Origin of the sequence: Hydrogenobaculum sp. Y04AAS1 (assembly GCF_000020785.1) — a bacterium.
In the GTDB taxonomy this organism is placed as follows: domain Bacteria; phylum Aquificota; class Aquificia; order Aquificales; family Aquificaceae; genus Hydrogenobaculum.
Genome location: NC_011126.1, coordinates 1,404,008 through 1,420,817, shown reverse-complemented (window position 1 = coordinate 1,420,817; position 16,810 = coordinate 1,404,008). Strand labels below are relative to the sequence as shown.

15 protein-coding genes and 1 tRNA gene are annotated in these 16,810 nt (G+C 34.3%); 12 read left to right on the top strand and 4 right to left on the bottom strand.

Annotated elements, in window-relative coordinates; translation table 11 throughout:
• Positions 1-2 precede the first annotated feature (2 nt).
• Positions 3-527, top strand: a complete 525-nt coding sequence (locus HY04AAS1_RS07605) for a phosphatase PAP2 family protein (RefSeq protein ID WP_012514543.1) — start codon at positions 3-5, stop codon at positions 525-527.
• Here the strand turns inward: HY04AAS1_RS07605 and hemH are convergent.
• From hemH to HY04AAS1_RS07580, 4 genes are all read right to left on the bottom strand, one after another.
• Positions 479-1,417, bottom strand: coding sequence for a ferrochelatase (gene hemH, locus HY04AAS1_RS07600; protein ID WP_012514542.1), 939 nt, complete (start codon positions 1,415-1,417; stop codon positions 479-481). The two genes, HY04AAS1_RS07605 and hemH, sit on opposite strands and share 49 nt — an antisense overlap.
• Before the next feature lie 10 nt (positions 1,418-1,427).
• On the bottom strand, positions 1,428-3,695 hold the full coding sequence (gene metE / locus HY04AAS1_RS07595) for a 5-methyltetrahydropteroyltriglutamate--homocysteine S-methyltransferase (protein ID WP_012514541.1): 2,268 nt from the start codon (positions 3,693-3,695) through the stop codon (positions 1,428-1,430).
• Positions 3,696-3,733: 38 nt separating this feature from the next.
• A complete protein-coding gene (locus HY04AAS1_RS07590; protein WP_012514540.1) occupies positions 3,734-3,919 on the bottom strand; it encodes an SHOCT domain-containing protein in 186 nt (61 codons plus the stop codon).
• A gap of 433 nt (positions 3,920-4,352) precedes the next feature.
• Entirely contained in the window at positions 4,353-5,477 is a 1,125-nt protein-coding gene (locus tag HY04AAS1_RS07580) for a Fic/DOC family N-terminal domain-containing protein (protein WP_012514538.1), read from the bottom strand.
• Between the two features lie 193 nt (positions 5,478-5,670).
• On the opposite strand from HY04AAS1_RS07580, the gene HY04AAS1_RS07575 reads away from it, so the two are divergent.
• The 11 genes from HY04AAS1_RS07575 to HY04AAS1_RS07525 all read left to right on the top strand — a co-directional run bounded on the left by HY04AAS1_RS07575 (position 5,671) and on the right by HY04AAS1_RS07525 (position 16,809).
• Entirely contained in the window at positions 5,671-6,267 is a 597-nt protein-coding gene (locus tag HY04AAS1_RS07575; protein ID WP_012514537.1) for a TIGR00296 family protein, read from the top strand.
• A gap of 59 nt (positions 6,268-6,326) precedes the next feature.
• Positions 6,327-6,956 carry an endonuclease V gene (locus tag HY04AAS1_RS07570; RefSeq protein ID WP_012514536.1) on the top strand — a complete coding sequence of 210 codons (630 nt, stop codon included), beginning with the start codon at positions 6,327-6,329 and terminating at the stop codon, positions 6,954-6,956.
• Entirely contained in the window at positions 6,953-8,446 is a 1,494-nt protein-coding gene (gene murJ, locus HY04AAS1_RS07565; RefSeq protein WP_012514535.1) for a murein biosynthesis integral membrane protein MurJ, read from the top strand. Before HY04AAS1_RS07570 ends, murJ begins: the two co-directional genes overlap by 4 nt.
• Positions 8,447-8,458: 12 nt before the next feature.
• Entirely contained in the window at positions 8,459-9,310 is an 852-nt protein-coding gene (locus HY04AAS1_RS07560; RefSeq protein WP_012514534.1) for a cytochrome c biogenesis protein CcdA, read from the top strand.
• Positions 9,311-9,388: 78 nt separating this feature from the next.
• On the top strand, positions 9,389-9,904 hold the full coding sequence (gene def / locus HY04AAS1_RS07555) for a peptide deformylase (protein WP_012514533.1): 516 nt from the start codon (positions 9,389-9,391) through the stop codon (positions 9,902-9,904).
• Positions 9,901-10,161: a hypothetical protein gene (locus HY04AAS1_RS07550; RefSeq protein ID WP_012514532.1), complete on the top strand. Its 261-nt coding sequence runs from the start codon at positions 9,901-9,903 to the stop codon at positions 10,159-10,161. Before def ends, HY04AAS1_RS07550 begins: the two co-directional genes overlap by 4 nt.
• Positions 10,158-11,765 (top strand): cytochrome c biogenesis protein ResB, encoded by a 1,608-nt coding sequence (locus HY04AAS1_RS07545; RefSeq protein ID WP_012514531.1) that lies wholly within the window; start codon positions 10,158-10,160, stop codon positions 11,763-11,765. The genes HY04AAS1_RS07550 and HY04AAS1_RS07545 overlap by 4 nt, the downstream gene beginning before the upstream one ends.
• Before the next feature lie 11 nt (positions 11,766-11,776).
• Positions 11,777-11,849 (top strand) — tRNA-Phe (locus HY04AAS1_RS07540).
• A gap of 4 nt (positions 11,850-11,853) precedes the next feature.
• The gene (locus tag HY04AAS1_RS07535) at positions 11,854-13,767 is read left to right on the top strand and encodes a DUF3488 and transglutaminase-like domain-containing protein (RefSeq protein WP_012514530.1); all 1,914 of its coding nucleotides are present in this window, start codon (positions 11,854-11,856) and stop codon (positions 13,765-13,767) included.
• Between the two features lie 87 nt (positions 13,768-13,854).
• The gene (locus tag HY04AAS1_RS07530; protein WP_012514529.1) at positions 13,855-16,296 is read left to right on the top strand and encodes an ATP-dependent Clp protease ATP-binding subunit; all 2,442 of its coding nucleotides are present in this window, start codon (positions 13,855-13,857) and stop codon (positions 16,294-16,296) included.
• 3 nt (positions 16,297-16,299) lie between these two features.
• Positions 16,300-16,809: a YbhB/YbcL family Raf kinase inhibitor-like protein gene (locus HY04AAS1_RS07525; protein ID WP_012514528.1), complete on the top strand. Its 510-nt coding sequence runs from the start codon at positions 16,300-16,302 to the stop codon at positions 16,807-16,809.
• Position 16,810: the final 1 nt, after the last annotated feature.

Here is a 16,810-nt window from a genome sequence, read left to right as displayed (position 1 = left end):
AAATGGTTTTTGAGCTTTTCAAAGAAAATATAGAACTTTTTAATCTAATAAACCATCATCACGATAAATTTTTTGATAGATTTTTTTATACATACACATCTCTTGGTTCTGGTTGGGTGCTTTTACCTTTTTTAGCTTACATATATACATTTAGAAGATACAAGTTAAAAGTTTATCTTGTGACACTTATCATAGAGACAATCCTTGTGACGGCCTTAAAAAATATTTTTGATCAGCCAAGACCAGCAAGTGTTTTAAAACATGTTCATCTTCTTTATAAACTCTATTGGGGATCTTTTCCCTCTGGGGACACTGCGATGGCTTTTGTGATAGCCATGGTGGGTTCTTACAACGAAAAACCTCTTGTGAAAGCATTTTTCTTTTCTTACGCTTTTTTAATAATGTATGAAAGATCTTACGTAGGGGTTCATTTTCCTCTTGATACCATCACGGGTGCTTTGATAGGAGTATTTAGTTTTTATGTGGCAAAGGCTTTGGTGGATAGTTCTTTTAAAAGCTCAATATAAGTGGGGTTTGTCTGCAAGGTAGGTACTCTTTTAAAGTGTTCTATACCAAGTTCTTTAGCCATGTTTTTATAAAGGTAGTCCATCTCGTAAAGGGTTTCTGAATGCTCTGATACAAAGCTTATAGGCACAAGGCAAAGTTTTTTTATACCTTGCTTTGCCAAATTTTCTATGGTTTTATCGGTGGGGGGCTCTAACCACTTCACTGGTCCTACTTTGCTTTGATAAGAGATCATATATTTGTTTTTAAAGTTTTTCATAATAAGCTCAACAGATTTTTCTATCTGATCTTTGTAAGGATCTTTTTTGTCTATTATCTTTTGAGGCAGGCTATGGGCTGAAAAGAGTATAAAATATTCATCGTCTATACCGCTGTTTTTAATATTTTCTGTCCAGGCTTTTATAAAAAGCGGATGATCGTGATAATCTCTTATCTCTTTTACAGGTGTATCTTTTAAACTTGATTTTTTAAAAAGCCTATAAAACTCTTTAAAAGAAGAGCCTGTGGTGGTAGAACTATAATGTGGATAAAGGGGTAAAAGCACTATCTTTGAAGGTTTTACCTTTTCTAAGTTTGATATAGCCTCAGCGGTAAAAGGATGCCAATATCTCATCGCTATTTCAACGATATAATCTTGACCTAAAGCTTGTTGAAGGGCGTTTTTTTGGAGTATGGTTTGCTCTTTCTGAGGGGATTTACCGCCCATAATTTTATAATAATACTCTGTTTTTTTGGCTCTAAATGTAGATATTAAAAAAGCCACTGGTTTTTGAATGGATCTTGGGATTTGTACTATATCGTGATCGGAAAATAAATTGTACAAAAAAGGGCGAATGGCGGACATGGAATCTGGTCCGCCCATATTTAAAAGCACTACCGCAGTTTTTGACATCAGATAAAATCTAGGCCTCTTTTCTTAGCTTTAAAGCCATTTCCATCATATTTTTTAAGGCTGGTTTTACCTCTTCCCATCTTCTGGTTTTAAGACCGCAATCAGGGTTTACCCATAAAAGGGATTTATCTAAAACCTTCATAGCTCTTTTCATCACAATTTCCATCTCTTCTACGCTTGGAATAGTCGGCGAGTGAATATCGTACACACCTATACCTATTTGCCTATCCCACTTTCCAAATCTCTCAAAAGCCTCTAAAATCTCACCTTTACTTCTTGAAGCCTCTATGGATATCACATCAAAATCCATATCGTATATTTTGTCTATGATATCGTTAAACTCTGAGTAGCACATATGAGTGTGTATTTGGGTTTTTGGGTTTGCTTTTGAGCTCAGTCTAAAAGATTTTATAGCCCAATCAAAATAATCTTCCCAGTCTTTTTTCTTTATGGGTGTACCTTCTCTAAAAGCCGGTTCGTCTATTTGGATTATCTTTATACCGCTTTTTTCTAAATCTTTTACCTCGTCTAATATAGCTAAGGCTATCTGATAAGCCACCTCTTTTTTTGGTATATCCTCTCTATAAAAGCTCCAATTTAGTATAGTAACAGGGCCTGTTAGCATGCCTTTTACAGGTTTTTGGGTTTTTGACTGAGCATAGAGTATTTCATTTAGGGTCATCGGCTCATCTCTGTAAACATCGCCGTATATAATTGGTGGTCTATAGCCTCTTGAACCGTAAGAGATGATCCAGCCGTGCTCTGTGGTGGCAACACCTTTTAGCTTTTCGGCAAAAAACTCCACCATATCTGTACGCTCAAACTCCCCATGCACAAGTACATCAAGCCCTATTTCCTCTTGGAAGGCTATGACGTTGTCTATCTGGCTTTTAATAAAAGCCTCATACTCTTGCTTTGAAATTTTGCCAGATCTAAAAGCGCTTCTGGTTTTACGCACCTCTTCGGTTTGAGGGAAAGACCCTATGGTGGTGGTGGGGAAAATAGGCAAGTTTAGTATGCTTTGCTGGAGTTTTATACGCTCTTTGTAAGGAAGTTCTCTTTGAAAATCACTATCTTTTAGAGCTTTTATACGATCTATCACAACTTGATTTTTACCAAAGCTTCCTTCAAAAAGTTTGGCTGAAGCCTCTACTTCTTTTAGACTTTCTTTGTCCCCTAAGAAGGCGTTTTTGAGGGTTTTTAGTTCTTCAAGCTTTTGCTTGGCAAAGCTAAGTCTATCTTTTAGGTCTTTGTCCATCTTTGTTTCAAGCTCAACATTTACTGGAAGATGAAAAAGAGGAGAAGAGTTTGAAATAGATAAATTTGGTGCTATTTTTGAAAGCTCATCTATTAGCTTTAACTTATCTCTTAGGTTTGCTCTCCATACTTGACGGCCGTTTATAATACCAGCTATAAGCTCTTTGTCCTTTGGAAAACCGTATTTTCTAAGGTTTTCAAGGTTTTCAGCGTTTGAGCAAAGATCAAGCCCTATACGTTTTACAGGTAAATCTATAATATCTTTATAAGCACTAACACTGTCGTAATACGTGATTAGCTCTATATCTGATACTTGACTTAACTCTTCGTATATTTTTTTGACAGCGTTTAATTCATAGTCTTTTAAATCAAACACGAGGCCTGGGTCTTGTAAAGAAACTATGTTTACACCTTCTGTTTTTAGGTTTTTAAGAATATCTTTATACACTTCCAAAAGAGGTTCTAAAAAGTAATAAAGGGTTTTCTCATTTTCTATTTTTGAGGTTTCCAAAACACTAAAACCATCTTTTGTGGTTTTTTTATAGGTTTTTGATAGTTTTAAAAATGTAAAGGGGGCTATGAGGTATGGTTTTGGGTTTTGGACTTTGTCTTTGGCGTTTAAATAGCATCTTTTGGGTTTATTTTCTAAAAGCTTAAAATTGTTTGATTCTAACTCCGGGACTATATAATGATAGTTTGTGTTGAAATACTTTGTCATCTCCATGGCAGATTTGCCACGAGCCATTTCAAAATAGGTTTCAAGCCCTTTGTACTCACCAAAGCGAGATGGTATCATACCCACCATAACAGCGGTATCTAACATAAAATCGTAAAAAGAAAGCTCTCCCACAGGGATTTCATCAACGCTCTCTGAATAAGCTCTTATTCTTTGGGCTTCGATGTTTCTCATTTGTTCATAAAACTGTTCTTCTGTTATAGCTTTTTTCCAAAAGCTTTCAAGGGCATTTTTAAACTCTCTTTTCTCACCTAATTTTGGATAACCATACGCCAGTGCTTTCATAAAACCTCCTAAATATTTAAATACATTATTATATCACATCAAAGGTTTTCCAACACCCTTTTGGCCTGTTCGTACTCTTCTTTTGATATTTCCCCTCTTAAATATTTGTCGTTTAGGGCTTTTAGCGTATTGGCTTTATGACTTCCAAACAATTTCCCCAATATCCCTAAAATCCCAAAAACAAGTATCACCAAAGACAAAAGCCATAATATCATTACAAGCATAATTTTATTATAATAAGTTTGATTGAACAATATATAATTTTAGTTTTCCAAAAGATTGGCACGAAGTTTGAGATCAGATTAATATGTTACTGCAAAATTGCAGTAAGTTGGATATCTTAAAATCGCTTAAAGAAGTTATAAATGACTTGTATTACTTGTAAGAGGATTTATTGGAAGTTAAATACTTATTTTTTGTCAAATCTTTAACCCAAGACAAAAGAAATATTCCCGATCTCTTGCTGGTGTTACAGCTAATTTAAGTTTTTTACTAACCTCTCCCAGATCTTTAAATTTTCGTGTGCATTAAAATCAAAATCACCACACACAAAATTTTTGCGTACCTTATAGCGTCCACAAACTGCTTTGTTTACGGTAAAACAATTATTAACGTAAGCAAAAAAATTTGTATACGTTAGACCGTACTCAAAAATTATCATATCTCAGCTTCTCCCACAATCTCCAATATTTTAATAAAAGCATACTTTGCAGGTTTATTCCCTTCCGCCATTTCATAAAGCTTTATTAATCCAGACTTTTCTAATATTTTTAAAATTTCATTAGAAGAGCTTTTTTTAGGAGCACCTATTGCCTCTTTAAATTTAGTAGTGGTAATTATTGGCTGTCTAAAAAATGCATCAAGGGCAGGAATAGCATATTGAGATTTAGTCGCTTGTATGAATCCATCTTTCATCTCATTGTAAAGATTCAAAAGCTTTTGAGCTTTATCAATATTTATTTTAGCCTGCTGGATGACTGCCGTCAAAAAGAAATCTATCCAACCGCTCCAATTATTATCTTTAGTTATCATTAGCAATCTATCATAATACTCAGTTCTATTTTTTTCCAAATACTCACTCAAATAAAAACTTGGCCTTGATATTAGGCTTTTCCAATACAAAAATAAAGGAATTATAAGACGCCCAACCCTACCATTACCATCTTCAAAAGGGTGAAGGATTTCAAACTGAGCATGCAATAAACCAAGCTGGACTATTTTATCAGGATAATCATCAGATTTTAAAAACTTTTCCCAGTATTCAAGATGCTCTGGCAAAATAATAGGGTCTGGTGGTACATATCTTGCATTTTCCATAGAGCTACCGGGAGAGCCAATCCAATTTTGAGATTTCCTAAACTCACCGAGCAATCTATACTTTCCTCTTACATCAGTTAATAAAATCTTTTGAAGTTCTTTAATTAAAGACAAAGTTAAATCTCTATACTCAATTGCCTGAGAGCCATATATTAAAGCCTTTTTATAATTTAAAACTTCTTTTAAATCTTCTCTTAAAGATTGAGAGATGTTTTTAGGAGTTATGCCAGCCTCTTCTTTTAAAACATCTTCAAAAGTTGTTTGAGTTCCTTCAATCTTGCTTGATAATACAGCTTCATTAGTAGCCAATGGAGCAAGTAAAATATCTGGATTTGGCAATGCTCTTAATATTCCATCAAAAAGAGCTATTCCTCTGTGTGCTTCTCCTATATTTTTTATAAATGGCTCTAATCGCAAATCTTTTGGTGGAAACTCTATAGGTATATATGACTTAACTCTACTCATTTTGCCATATTTCTGCAGGGGTGTCCATTCTGCCTCTTAATACATCAGCTGCTTTAAAAAGATGATCTTCAAGCTGTCTTAATGTGATTTTTTCACTAATGCTCATACCAATGAATTATAGCACACTTGCTTAAAAGGAGCATAAATCATCATATCTTCTCTAAGCTAATCATAGAAGTGTTATAATAAAACTATGGATATAAAAGATGCTAAAAAACTAATTGCCTTGGCAAGGGAAAGCATAAAGACGGAGTTTGAAAACAAAGAGCCCTTCGTAGAAGAGGATATAAAAACAAAGTTTTCAAAACCCCAAGGGGTTTTCACCACACTAAATACATACAAAGATCATCAGCTTAGAGGATGTATAGGTTTTGTAGAGGCAAGGTATCCGCTTTGGCTTGGAGTTATATACACAGCTAGGTTGGCAGCTTTTAAAGACCCAAGGTTTGAACCTTTAAAAAAAGAAGAACTTGAAAACATAGTGATAGAGCTTAGTATTTTAAGTACACCAAAGCGTATAATACCTGATCCAAAATATATATGCATAGGAAGAGATGGGCTTATAGTAAAATATGGCAACATATCAGGGCTTTTGCTACCTCAAGTTGCCACAGAATACAACATGAACTGGGAAACGTTTTTACAACACACGTGTTTAAAGGCTGGTCTTCCAAGAGATTGCTATAAAAACCCTCAGGTAGAAGTTTATTCTTTTTCTGCTGAAGTTTACAAAGAACTAAGCCCAGGTGGGGATGTGGTAAAAGAAGAATCTTTTTCATGTGGGACATAGAGTGCTGTAAGCACATTTTAGCTCTATATCTCACAAACAAAGTTCCCAAGAGGTAAGAAATGCTTTTAGAGCGTTTAAAAAAAGAGCAAATAGAATGCTCAAAAAAGATAATAAAAAAAGATGGTTTCAAGGATTTTAATACAATAGGTGGTATAGATTTAACGTTTATAAAAAATAAGGATAAAACTATAGGCATAGGGGCTTTGGTAATCCTTGATAAAGATAAAAATAAAATCTATGAACACATTTATAAAGATTATGTGGATTTTCCTTATATACCTGGGTTTCTTAGCTATAGAGAGTTTCCTATTATGGAAAAGCTTGTAAACACTTCAAAAGTATTGCCAGACATCTATATGATAGACGGCAACGGTATGCTTCATCCAAGATTTTGCGGACTTGCCTCACACTTTGGTGTAAAACTAGATAAAATCTCTTTTGGTGTAGCTAAAAAACTCCTTATAGGTGATATAGACAAAGAGAACAACATAATATTAAACAACATCATTGTAGGAAAAGCCCTAAAAACGAAGAAAAACGTAAAACCAATCTACGTATCAATAGGGCATAAAATATCCCTTGAAAGCGCTGTAAATATAACCCTTCACTTTTCAAAGTACAGGATACCAGAACCCACAAGACTTGCTCACAACCTTTTAAAAGAGATAAGAAAAGAGGTAGAGACTTGATTTTTAAAAACGCACTATTTTTTTCCGTTGCAGTTTTTATAAGTAGAATCCTTGGATATATAAGAGATGCTGTTTTTGCATATTATTTTGGTGTTTCTTATCTATCCGATGCTTTTTTTATAGCTTGGAGACTGCCAAATACATTGAGAAGGCTTTTAGGAGAAGGGGGTCTAAACGCCTCTTTTGTGCCTATATATGGAGAGCTTTACAAAAAAGACAAAGAACTTTCAAACAGATTTTTTTCAGGGGTGTTTTGGTATTTAGCTTTTATAAACATGATTATAATAACCTTTGTTATACTTTTTGCTCCTTATGTGGTAAAGATAATAGCCCCAGGTATCACAAATCCATTGGCTTTAGAAAAGGCCTCTTTGTTTATAAGGTTTTTGATAGTAAATCAGATGTTTTTTAGCATAAACGCCCTTTTGATGGGTGCTTTGAATGTAAAAGGTATATTTTTTAGAAGCGCTTTTACTCAAGCGATATTTAATATTAGTATGATATTTTTCATCATAATTCTTCAAGATAAAATTGGCATATTTTCAGCCATAATAGGTGCTTTGGTGGGAGGAGTATCCCAAGTGGTATTTTTATTTTCAAAAGCTCTAAAACTTGATATAAAACTAAGCTTTTGTTTTGAATGGAATGATCATATAAAAACGTTTTTTAAAAGACTAATACCTGCATTGCTGGGGTTTGGGGTAGCACAGCTTTCTTTTTTTGTGGATACGTTTTTGGCTTCTATGCTTGGAAAAGGGGTAATATCTTACATGTATTATGCCAACAGACTTTTTCAACTTCCTATAGGACTTATGTCAGTAGGACTTGCCAATGCTCTTTTATCATCTTTAAGTGTAGGTGAGGATAAAACCAAAAGAACATCAGAAGCCATAGCTGTGATAAGCCTTCTTACGATACCAGCCTCTTTTGGGCTTTTCGTATTATCAAAGGATATAATAAATACGCTTTATCATCATGGGCTTTTTAATGAAAAAGACGCTTTAAACACCGCTCATGTGCTTGCTATATTATCTCTTGGTATTACATTTTTCTCTTGGCAAAAGATACTTTCAAGCGCTTTTTTTGCCAACAAAGATACGATGTCTCCAAGCCTATCTACGCTTATAGGCGTTTTAGTAGAAGGTATATCTGGTTATACGTTTGCTTTTTTACTGCATTTTTCTTTTATAGGGCTTGCTATGGGTACTGTGTTATCTGGCCTTAGTTCGTTTTTATTTTTAATGTGGCGTTCAAAAGGTGAATTTATAGATTTAAAAATGCTAACAAGCTCTTGTTTAAAAGCTCTTGTTGGGGCTTTGTTTATGTGTGTTTTCATACTATATTTTAAAAGGTTTGTACCTTATCCTTGGCTAAAGATAGCCATATTCATACCAGCTGGTGCTTTGGTGTATTTGATGTCTCTTTTTCTTTTGAGAGAACCATTTTTTATCTCTATTTTTAAAAGCTTAAAAAAGAGAGCTATTATATGATAAATTAATAATATGGAAAATGTATCTGTTTTAGCAGCTTTTTTAGCAGGTGTTATAAGTTTTTTGTCTCCTTGCGTGTTGCCCATAGTCCCAGCTTACTTATCGTATCTTTCTGGAAATAGCAGTGTAAGGGCAGATAAAAATTTTGATATTGATATACTTATAGCGTCTATATTTTTTGTGCTTGGTTTTACCGTAGTGTTCAGTATAATGGGGTTATCTGCATCTTTTATAGGTGGGCTTTTTAGAGATTACTCTTCTTATATCAGTAAAATAGGTGGGGCTTTTGTAGTGTTTTTTGGGCTTCATTTTTCTGGTGTTTTGATCAAAAAAGATTTTCTTAAATACCTTGGAGCTTTTGAAGGGTTTTTGTTTAGTTTTTATGCTTTTCATATGATAAACCTAAAAACATTTTTAGAGTTATCGGCGGTGGTAAGCATAGTCTTCGCCCTTTACATGCTAAACCTTCACAACGTTTTGTACCAACAGTTTAAGCTTACAGACGATTCAAAAATAAACATGAACACAAGAAAAGGGTTTTTAAAGTACGTTTTTGCTTTTACGGTGGGTCTTAGCTTTGCCTTCGGGTGGACTCCTTGTATAGGACCAGTGCTTGGTTCGATATTATTTTACGCTTCACAAGAAAGCACCCTTTACAAAGGTGCTTACCTTCTTTTTATATACTCTATGGGGCTTGGAGTGCCTTTCATCGCATCTGGGGCTTTGTTTGGGGCTTTCATAGGATTTTTAAAGCGCTTTAAAAGAGCTTTCGAACTGGTGGAAGTTGTAGGCGGTATACTCCTGGTACTAATGGGGATATTCTTAGTGCTTGGTAAAATTACGATGATATCATCTTTGATATAAAATCTATATCATATTATATATTGCATAATGATATCTTATATCAGATAAAAATATAAGATATTGATATATAATATTTAGATGCTTGAGATTGTTACATTTCCCAATGAAATTTTAAAGCGCAAGACAAACCCAGTTAAATCTATTGATGCCGAGATAAAAGAAATCATAAAAGAGATGAAAGAAACCATGTATAAAAACGATGGTATAGGCTTAGCTGCCAATCAGGTAAATATACCACTTAGTATAATGGTTATAGATACCACTTCAAGAGAAGATGACCAAGAGAAATTCAAAGACGTACTTATAAATCCAACGGTTTTAGCAAAAGAAGGTGAGATAAAGTTTAAAGAAGGATGTCTTTCTTTTCCGGGTTTGCAAGTAGAAGTTATAAGAGCTAAAGAAATCACTATAAAAGCCATAAACGAGTGCGAAGAAGAAGTGATATTAAACTTAAGTGGACTTCCGGCAATAGTATTTCAACACGAGTTTGACCATCTTAACGGTATAACATTTTTGGATAGATTAAGCGGTATCAAAAAACGTCTTGCCCTTGAAAAGTATCAGAAGATGCTAAAAGAAAAAGTAAGTGCATGAACGTTTATATCGAAAAGTTTTATAGCTTTGAAGTAGATTATAGAAATTACAGAGTCTTAGGATACGTAGATGTAAAATTAGAAAACGCTGTTAGATTAAAGTATATAAAAGTATTACAAAACAAACTAGACAACAGCGTATTCTTACAAATGCCTACCTGCAAAGACTCCAAAAAACCTTTTTTTGAGCTTTTAGACTCAAATATAACAGAATATATAAAACAAAACGTAATAAAAATGCTGAGTGAGAGCCTATGAGAAAGTATATCACCAACACACTAGCGATACTTACAATAAGTTTGGTGTTATGGCTATCAGAAGCCGTATACGGTCTTTTTTATGATCATAGTAAAGGTCCTGTCTTCTATACAATATTTGGTATCACATCTTTTGTTTTTGGGTTTTCAATAATAAAGCTCCTTTACGATGAGTTAGTGGAGGTTGTAAAAGAACTACGATCTGGCAAAGGCCTTTTTGATGTAATATACGATCTTTTATCATCTTTAAAGCTTGCATTCTTTTTAATGATTGCAATAGCCATATTTTCTATGCTTGGTTCTACATACGTAGAACAAGAACAGCCCTTTAGTTTTTACGCTTCCAAATATGGAGTAAATGAAGCCCATCTTATAATGACTCTTCATTTAAACAACGTATTTCACTCTTGGTATTATAGAATATTGCTTTATCTTTTTGGTATAAACCTAATACTTTGCTCAATAAAAAGATTACCACCAGTATGGAAACATACCTTTGGAAGCGAACGTATATTAAAACTCGATGAAAAAGCAGAAAAACATTTAAAACCTATAAGTGTAAAATCTCAAAAAGACCCAATAGAAATAGCAAAGTTCTTGAAATCAGAGGGCTTTAGAGTTTTTTATGAAGAAGAAAAAGATAAAAAATATATATATGCCGAAAAAGGAAAATGGTCAAGGCTTGGTGTCTACATAGTACACATAGGGCTTATAATACTTCTTGCAGGGACACTTATAGATTCTTACTTTGGTATAAGGGGTATTATGCAGGTCCCAGAAGGTGAAAAATCAAACTTGCTTATGAGTTTAGATTTGGCTTCAAACAAAGTTTACAAACTTCCGTTTTATGTGTATGAAAAAAGGTTTAAGATAATAACCTACGGCAAATCATCTCCAGAGTTTGCTTCTGCGGTAAAATCCTATGAAAGCTACATATACATAATAAAAGACAACAAGATAGTAAGCCAAGGGTCTTTGGCGGTAAATAAACCCTATAGCTACGACGGATACAACATATATCAAGCGTCCTATGGGCTTACAGGGTTTCCAAAAGAAATGGAGCTTATCGCCATAGACAAGAAAAAAGCAGCCTCTGGCAATCCTCAAAAAGCTTTGGCTGGTACTGTAAGATTTGTAAATTCTAAATTTGCAATGTTTGATGGCATCAGTCTTGAGATTTTAAAAAGCACATTAAACATAGAAAACCCCCAAGCTGGAGCTAACGGCGATTTGAAGCCTGCTGTTATGCTAAAAGCTAAATACAACGGTAAAAGTTATTTGATTCCAGTTATATACAGCCCAAAACTAACGCTTGTAGCTTACAACGAGATACCCGGCACAAAAAATTTTCCATACGTATTTTTTATGGATAGCTTTGTGCCCCAATATTTTTCAGGATTTCAAATATCAAAAAACCCAGGCACAGATATAATATGGCTTGGTTCTATTGTTACAATACTTGGTATGGTGCTAGCTTTCTATAAGGTAAATAGGAAAGTGTGGATAAGGTTGCAAGGAGACGAGATGAAAATGGCTCTTTACTCTCACAAGTTTAAAGAAGAGTTTCAGAAAACCTTCCTACAAAAACTAAAAACTGTGATATAATAATAAGATAAGGCCCGGTAGCTCAGTTGGTAGAGCATACGGCTGAAAACCGTAGTGTCGGCGGTTCGATTCCGCCCTGGGCCACTTTATGGCTAAAAGTTTAAAAGTTTACAGCTTTCTTTTAATACTGGTATATTTAAGCATAGCATTCTCAATACTATCTATAAGTTTAGTTAGTTTTAGCCCTATATTTTTTATAGGTATTGCTTTGGTTGTTATAGGCATTTTTCAGGATTTTAAAAACAAATATTTACCAAGAATCGTTGTAAATACAATTGCAGTTTCATCTGTGATTTTGGTTTTTGCAGTAAGCTTCAACATAACTGCACTTTTTGATTTTGCTAAAAACATAATAATAACGTTCTTAGGCATCAAATCCTTAGAGAAAAAGCAACCAAGAGACATATACCAAATACTTATATTGGAAACCATGGGTATGGGTATAGTAGGGGTTGCCACCACAGATATAAAGTTTTTAGCGATGCTAATAATTTGGGTTTTCTTGAGCATTTTTATATTCTTAACCACAAATATTTTTAAAAGCCTAAAAGACGAAATCTTAACAAAATATCATATAAAACTTATCAGCTACGCTGTAGGGTTTATATCTATAAGCACCGTAGTTATAGGATTTTTCATATTTCTTGCTATGCCAAGGATACAATCGCCTCTTTTAAACATAGGAATAGGGGGTATTTCAAATACAGTAGGATTTTCTAATACACTTTCTCCATCAAACGCCACCAATGTACTAGAAAACACCTCCACAGTTTTCAGAATATTTAACATAAAAGGAGATATAAATTTAAAGGATGCTTACTTCATAGGAGAAACCTTAGATTATTTCAACGGCATAAGTTGGACTCACAAACATAGAGCAAAGGGACCAAAGATTCTAAAAGGTAACCTTGTATCTTGCGATATCATGATAGAGCCAAGCTACGACAATATTCTTTTTGGTATCTTGTTTCCATACATGGTTAAAATCTATAAAAACCCTATAAAAGTTTATATAACAAGCGATAATACGATAAGAACAAATAAACCCATCACAAATAGAACTGTTTATAGGGTGTGGTCTTACGTAACAGATTCCTATAGACAAAACCTTGTAAATATGAACAGATTTTTACAACTGCCTCAAAACATAGACCCATCAATAGTAAAACTTGCACAATTCCTAAAAGCCCAAAACAAAAATCCCATAGAGGCTGTAGAAAACTATTTTAAGCAGGAAAACTTCAAATATTCTCTAAGTAACAAAGCTTCAAATAACTTTCTATACGATTTTTTATTTAAGTATAAGGCTGGAAACTGTGAAGCCTACGCTTCTTCAACTGCTCTTTTGCTTAGATTGATGGGTGTACCTTCAAGAGTGATAGTGGGTTTTCATGGGGCTATTTACAACAAAGATGGGCACTACTTTTTTGTAACAAACTCCTCAGCTCATTCATGGGTAGAAGCATACTACAACGGTAAATGGCAAACCGTGGATACAACCCCAACAGACTACACACAGACAATACCAAAATTAAGTAAAGCAAGGATGTTTCTTGATTATATAAACTACCTATGGGATATAAATGTAATATACTATTCTACCGCAAGGCAAAAGTATCTACTGGAAAGCACCGCTAAAAATATAAAAGCTATAGCTACTCATTATACAAAATATTTAGTTTATGCAGTGGTTGTTTTGATGGTTTTTTATATGGCTTTTAATAAAATATTACTAATGTTTAGCATAGATGCCATGTATAAAGATATATGCAAAAGGTTGAAACAGTCTAATATGAAATATTGCACACCAGAGAATGCACCAAGCTTCATAAAAGAAAACGGTTTTAAAGTCTTTTTTGATATTTATATAAAAGCTAAGTATTCAAAATACGGCATAGATAAAAAAGAGAAAAAAATGGCAAAAATATATTATAATAATACTATAAAGGCTATAAAAGAGTTTAACAGTTCTATTAATAGACAACTTAGCAAAGATACATAAGAGATCTATCATAAAAAATAATAAATAATTCTATATCTTTATATATAGAGTCTTAGGCTTTAAAAATTTTGGTGAAAAGAGGTTTATATGTTTGAGAAATTTACTGAAAGGGCTAGACAGATTATATTACAAGCAAGAGAAGAAGCTTTAGAGTTTGGTCATGGTTACCTTGGTACAGAGCACTTACTTTTGGCTCTTTTAAAAGAAGACGATATACCAACACTCGTGTTAGCTAAGTTTAACATTACACCTGAGAAGGTAAAAAAAGCCATTACAAGCCAAATGTCAAGGGGAAACCACACAGGAGAAGTATTGTTTGCTCCAGATGCCAAAAGGGTATTAGAGTTTGCCGTTGAGGAAGCAAGGATATTACATCATCAATTTGTTGGTACAGAACACATATTCATAGGTGTTGTAAGAGAAAAAACAGGTCTTGGTGGCAGAGTATTAAGAGGTTTGGGCCTTGATGAATACGCCGTAAGAAGAGAAACGCTTCAAATACTAGGAGAACTACCAACTCAAGAAACCACAAAATATGTGGCGACACCTACATTAGATAGACACAGCAGAGACATAACGTCTCTTGCTGCAGAAGGTAAGTTAGATCCAGTGGTGGGAAGAGAAAAAGAAATAGAGAGAACTATTCAGATATTGGCAAGAAGAAGAAAAAACAACCCTGTTTTGATAGGAGATCCTGGAGTAGGAAAAACCGCTATAGTAGAGGGCTTAGCACAGAGAATAGTAGCCAAGAGCGTACCAGAATCTTTGATAAACAAAAGAGTGGTAGTGCTTGATATAGCGTCTATAGTAGCTGGTACAAAGTATAGAGGTCAGTTTGAAGAAAAGCTAAAAACTATTATAAAAGAGTTAGAAAAAGCGGTTAATGTAATTCTATTCATAGACGAGCTTCATATGATTATAGGAGCTGGAGCAGCAGAGGGTTCTGTGGATGCCTCTAACATGCTAAAACCAGCTTTAGCAAGAGGTGAGATTCAAATAATAGGAGCTACTACGCTTGATGAATATAGAAAATACATAGAAAAAGACGGCGCTTTAGAAAGAAGATTTCAACCAGTGTTGGTAGAACCACCTTCTGTAGAAGAAAGTATCGAGATTTTAAAAGGATTAGCTCCAAGGTTTGAAAGCTTTCACAACGTTAAATACGAAGAAGAAGCTCTGAAGAAGGCAGTGGAGCTCTCTAACAAATACATAAACGACAGATACCTACCAGATAAAGCTATAGATGTAATGGATGAGGCTGGAGCTTTGGTAAAAATAAGAGGCTCCGAAATGCCAGAAGACCTTCAAAAAATGCTGGAGCAAATAAAAGAAATAGAACAAGCTAAAGATCAAGCTGCCGCTGAACAAGATTATGAAAAAGCTGCAAACCTAAGAGACGAAGAGATGAGATTAAGAGCTAAGTTTGAAACTGCAAGACTAAAATGGAAACAAGAACAAACCATAAATAGATCTTTAGTGACCGTAAAAGATGTTGCCTCTGTAGTAGCAAAATGGACTGGAGTACCGGTAGATAAACTCTATGAAGATGACCTATCAAAACTAATGCACATAGAAGAAAAACTAAAAGAGAGAGTAATAGGTCAAGAAGAAGCTATAAAAGCTGTAGCAAAAGCTATAAGGCGCTCACATGTAGGTTTAAAAGGTAAACACAAACCAATAGGGGTATTTATGTTCTTAGGTCCTACTGGTGTAGGTAAAACTGAAACTGCAAAAGCTTTGGCAGAATATCTTTTTGATACAGAAGATGCTCTCATAAGGTTTGATATGTCTGAATATATGGAGAAACACACGGTATCAAAGCTAATAGGTTCACCTCCTGGATACGTAGGCTATGGAGAAGGTGGCCAACTTACTGAAAAAGTAAGAAGAAGACCGTACTCTGTAATACTCTTTGACGAGATAGAAAAAGCTCATCCAGATGTATTCAATATATTCTTACAAATATTCGATGACGGAAGATTAACAGATGGCAGTGGAAGAGTGGTAGATTTCTCCAACACCATAATCATAATGACTTCGAACCTCGGAGCAAAATCTATAATGCAGAACACAACCTTGGGATTTGAAAGCAAACAAAACGAACTTGATAAAAAGAGTATGAAGAAAAACATAATAGAACAGGTGAAAAAACACTTCAACCCAGAATTTATCAACAGGTTAGATGAAATGATAGTGTTCGAACCTTTAGACGAAAAAGACTTAGAAAAGATATTGTATCTCCAAACCAAAGAGATAAACAAAAACCTACAAGATATAGGTCTTAGTGTAGAAATTACAAAAGGGTTTGCAGATTGGATAATCTCCAAAGAGTATAAGAAAGAATACGGGGCTAGAAGCTTAAGGAGAGCTATACAAAGACACATAGAAGATATGTTAGCAGAAAAGCTCATAAACAAAGAACTAAAAGATGTGGTAAAAGTAGTAATAGATGTGAAAAACGATACACCTTACATAAAGAGCAAGAAAAAGAATACCAGAGACAAGAAAGAGGTTGTAACCACCAAATGAAGTATGAAGACGAAGCTTTTTGTCTTATTTTCATTTATAGCTATAGCGGTTTTTATGACTGAGCAAGCGCTAGCTTTCGAACTTTATAGTAAAGATTTTAAAAACGGCGGTTATATTCCGCCGTTATTTTCTTGCCTTGGAAAAGACATATCTCCAGAATTACAATGGAAAAACCCTCCAAAAGATACAAAAAGCTTTGTGCTTATAATGGAAGATTTAGATGCACCTGGCGGTGTGTTTTACCATTGGAGCGTATACGATATACCACAAAGCGTTCATGAGTTAAAAGAAGGCACAAAAGAATATCTTCAAGGCCTAAACGATTTTGGTAATATAGGTTATGGGGGACCGTGTCCACCACCTGGAAAACCGCATAGGTACTACTTTAACCTTTACGCTTTAAATATAAGCTCTTTAGGATTACCAAAAGGAGCCACAATAAAAGCCATTCAAGAAAAGATAAGATCCCATATATTAGGAAGCGCTTTTCTTTTTGGGCTTTTCAAAAGATGAA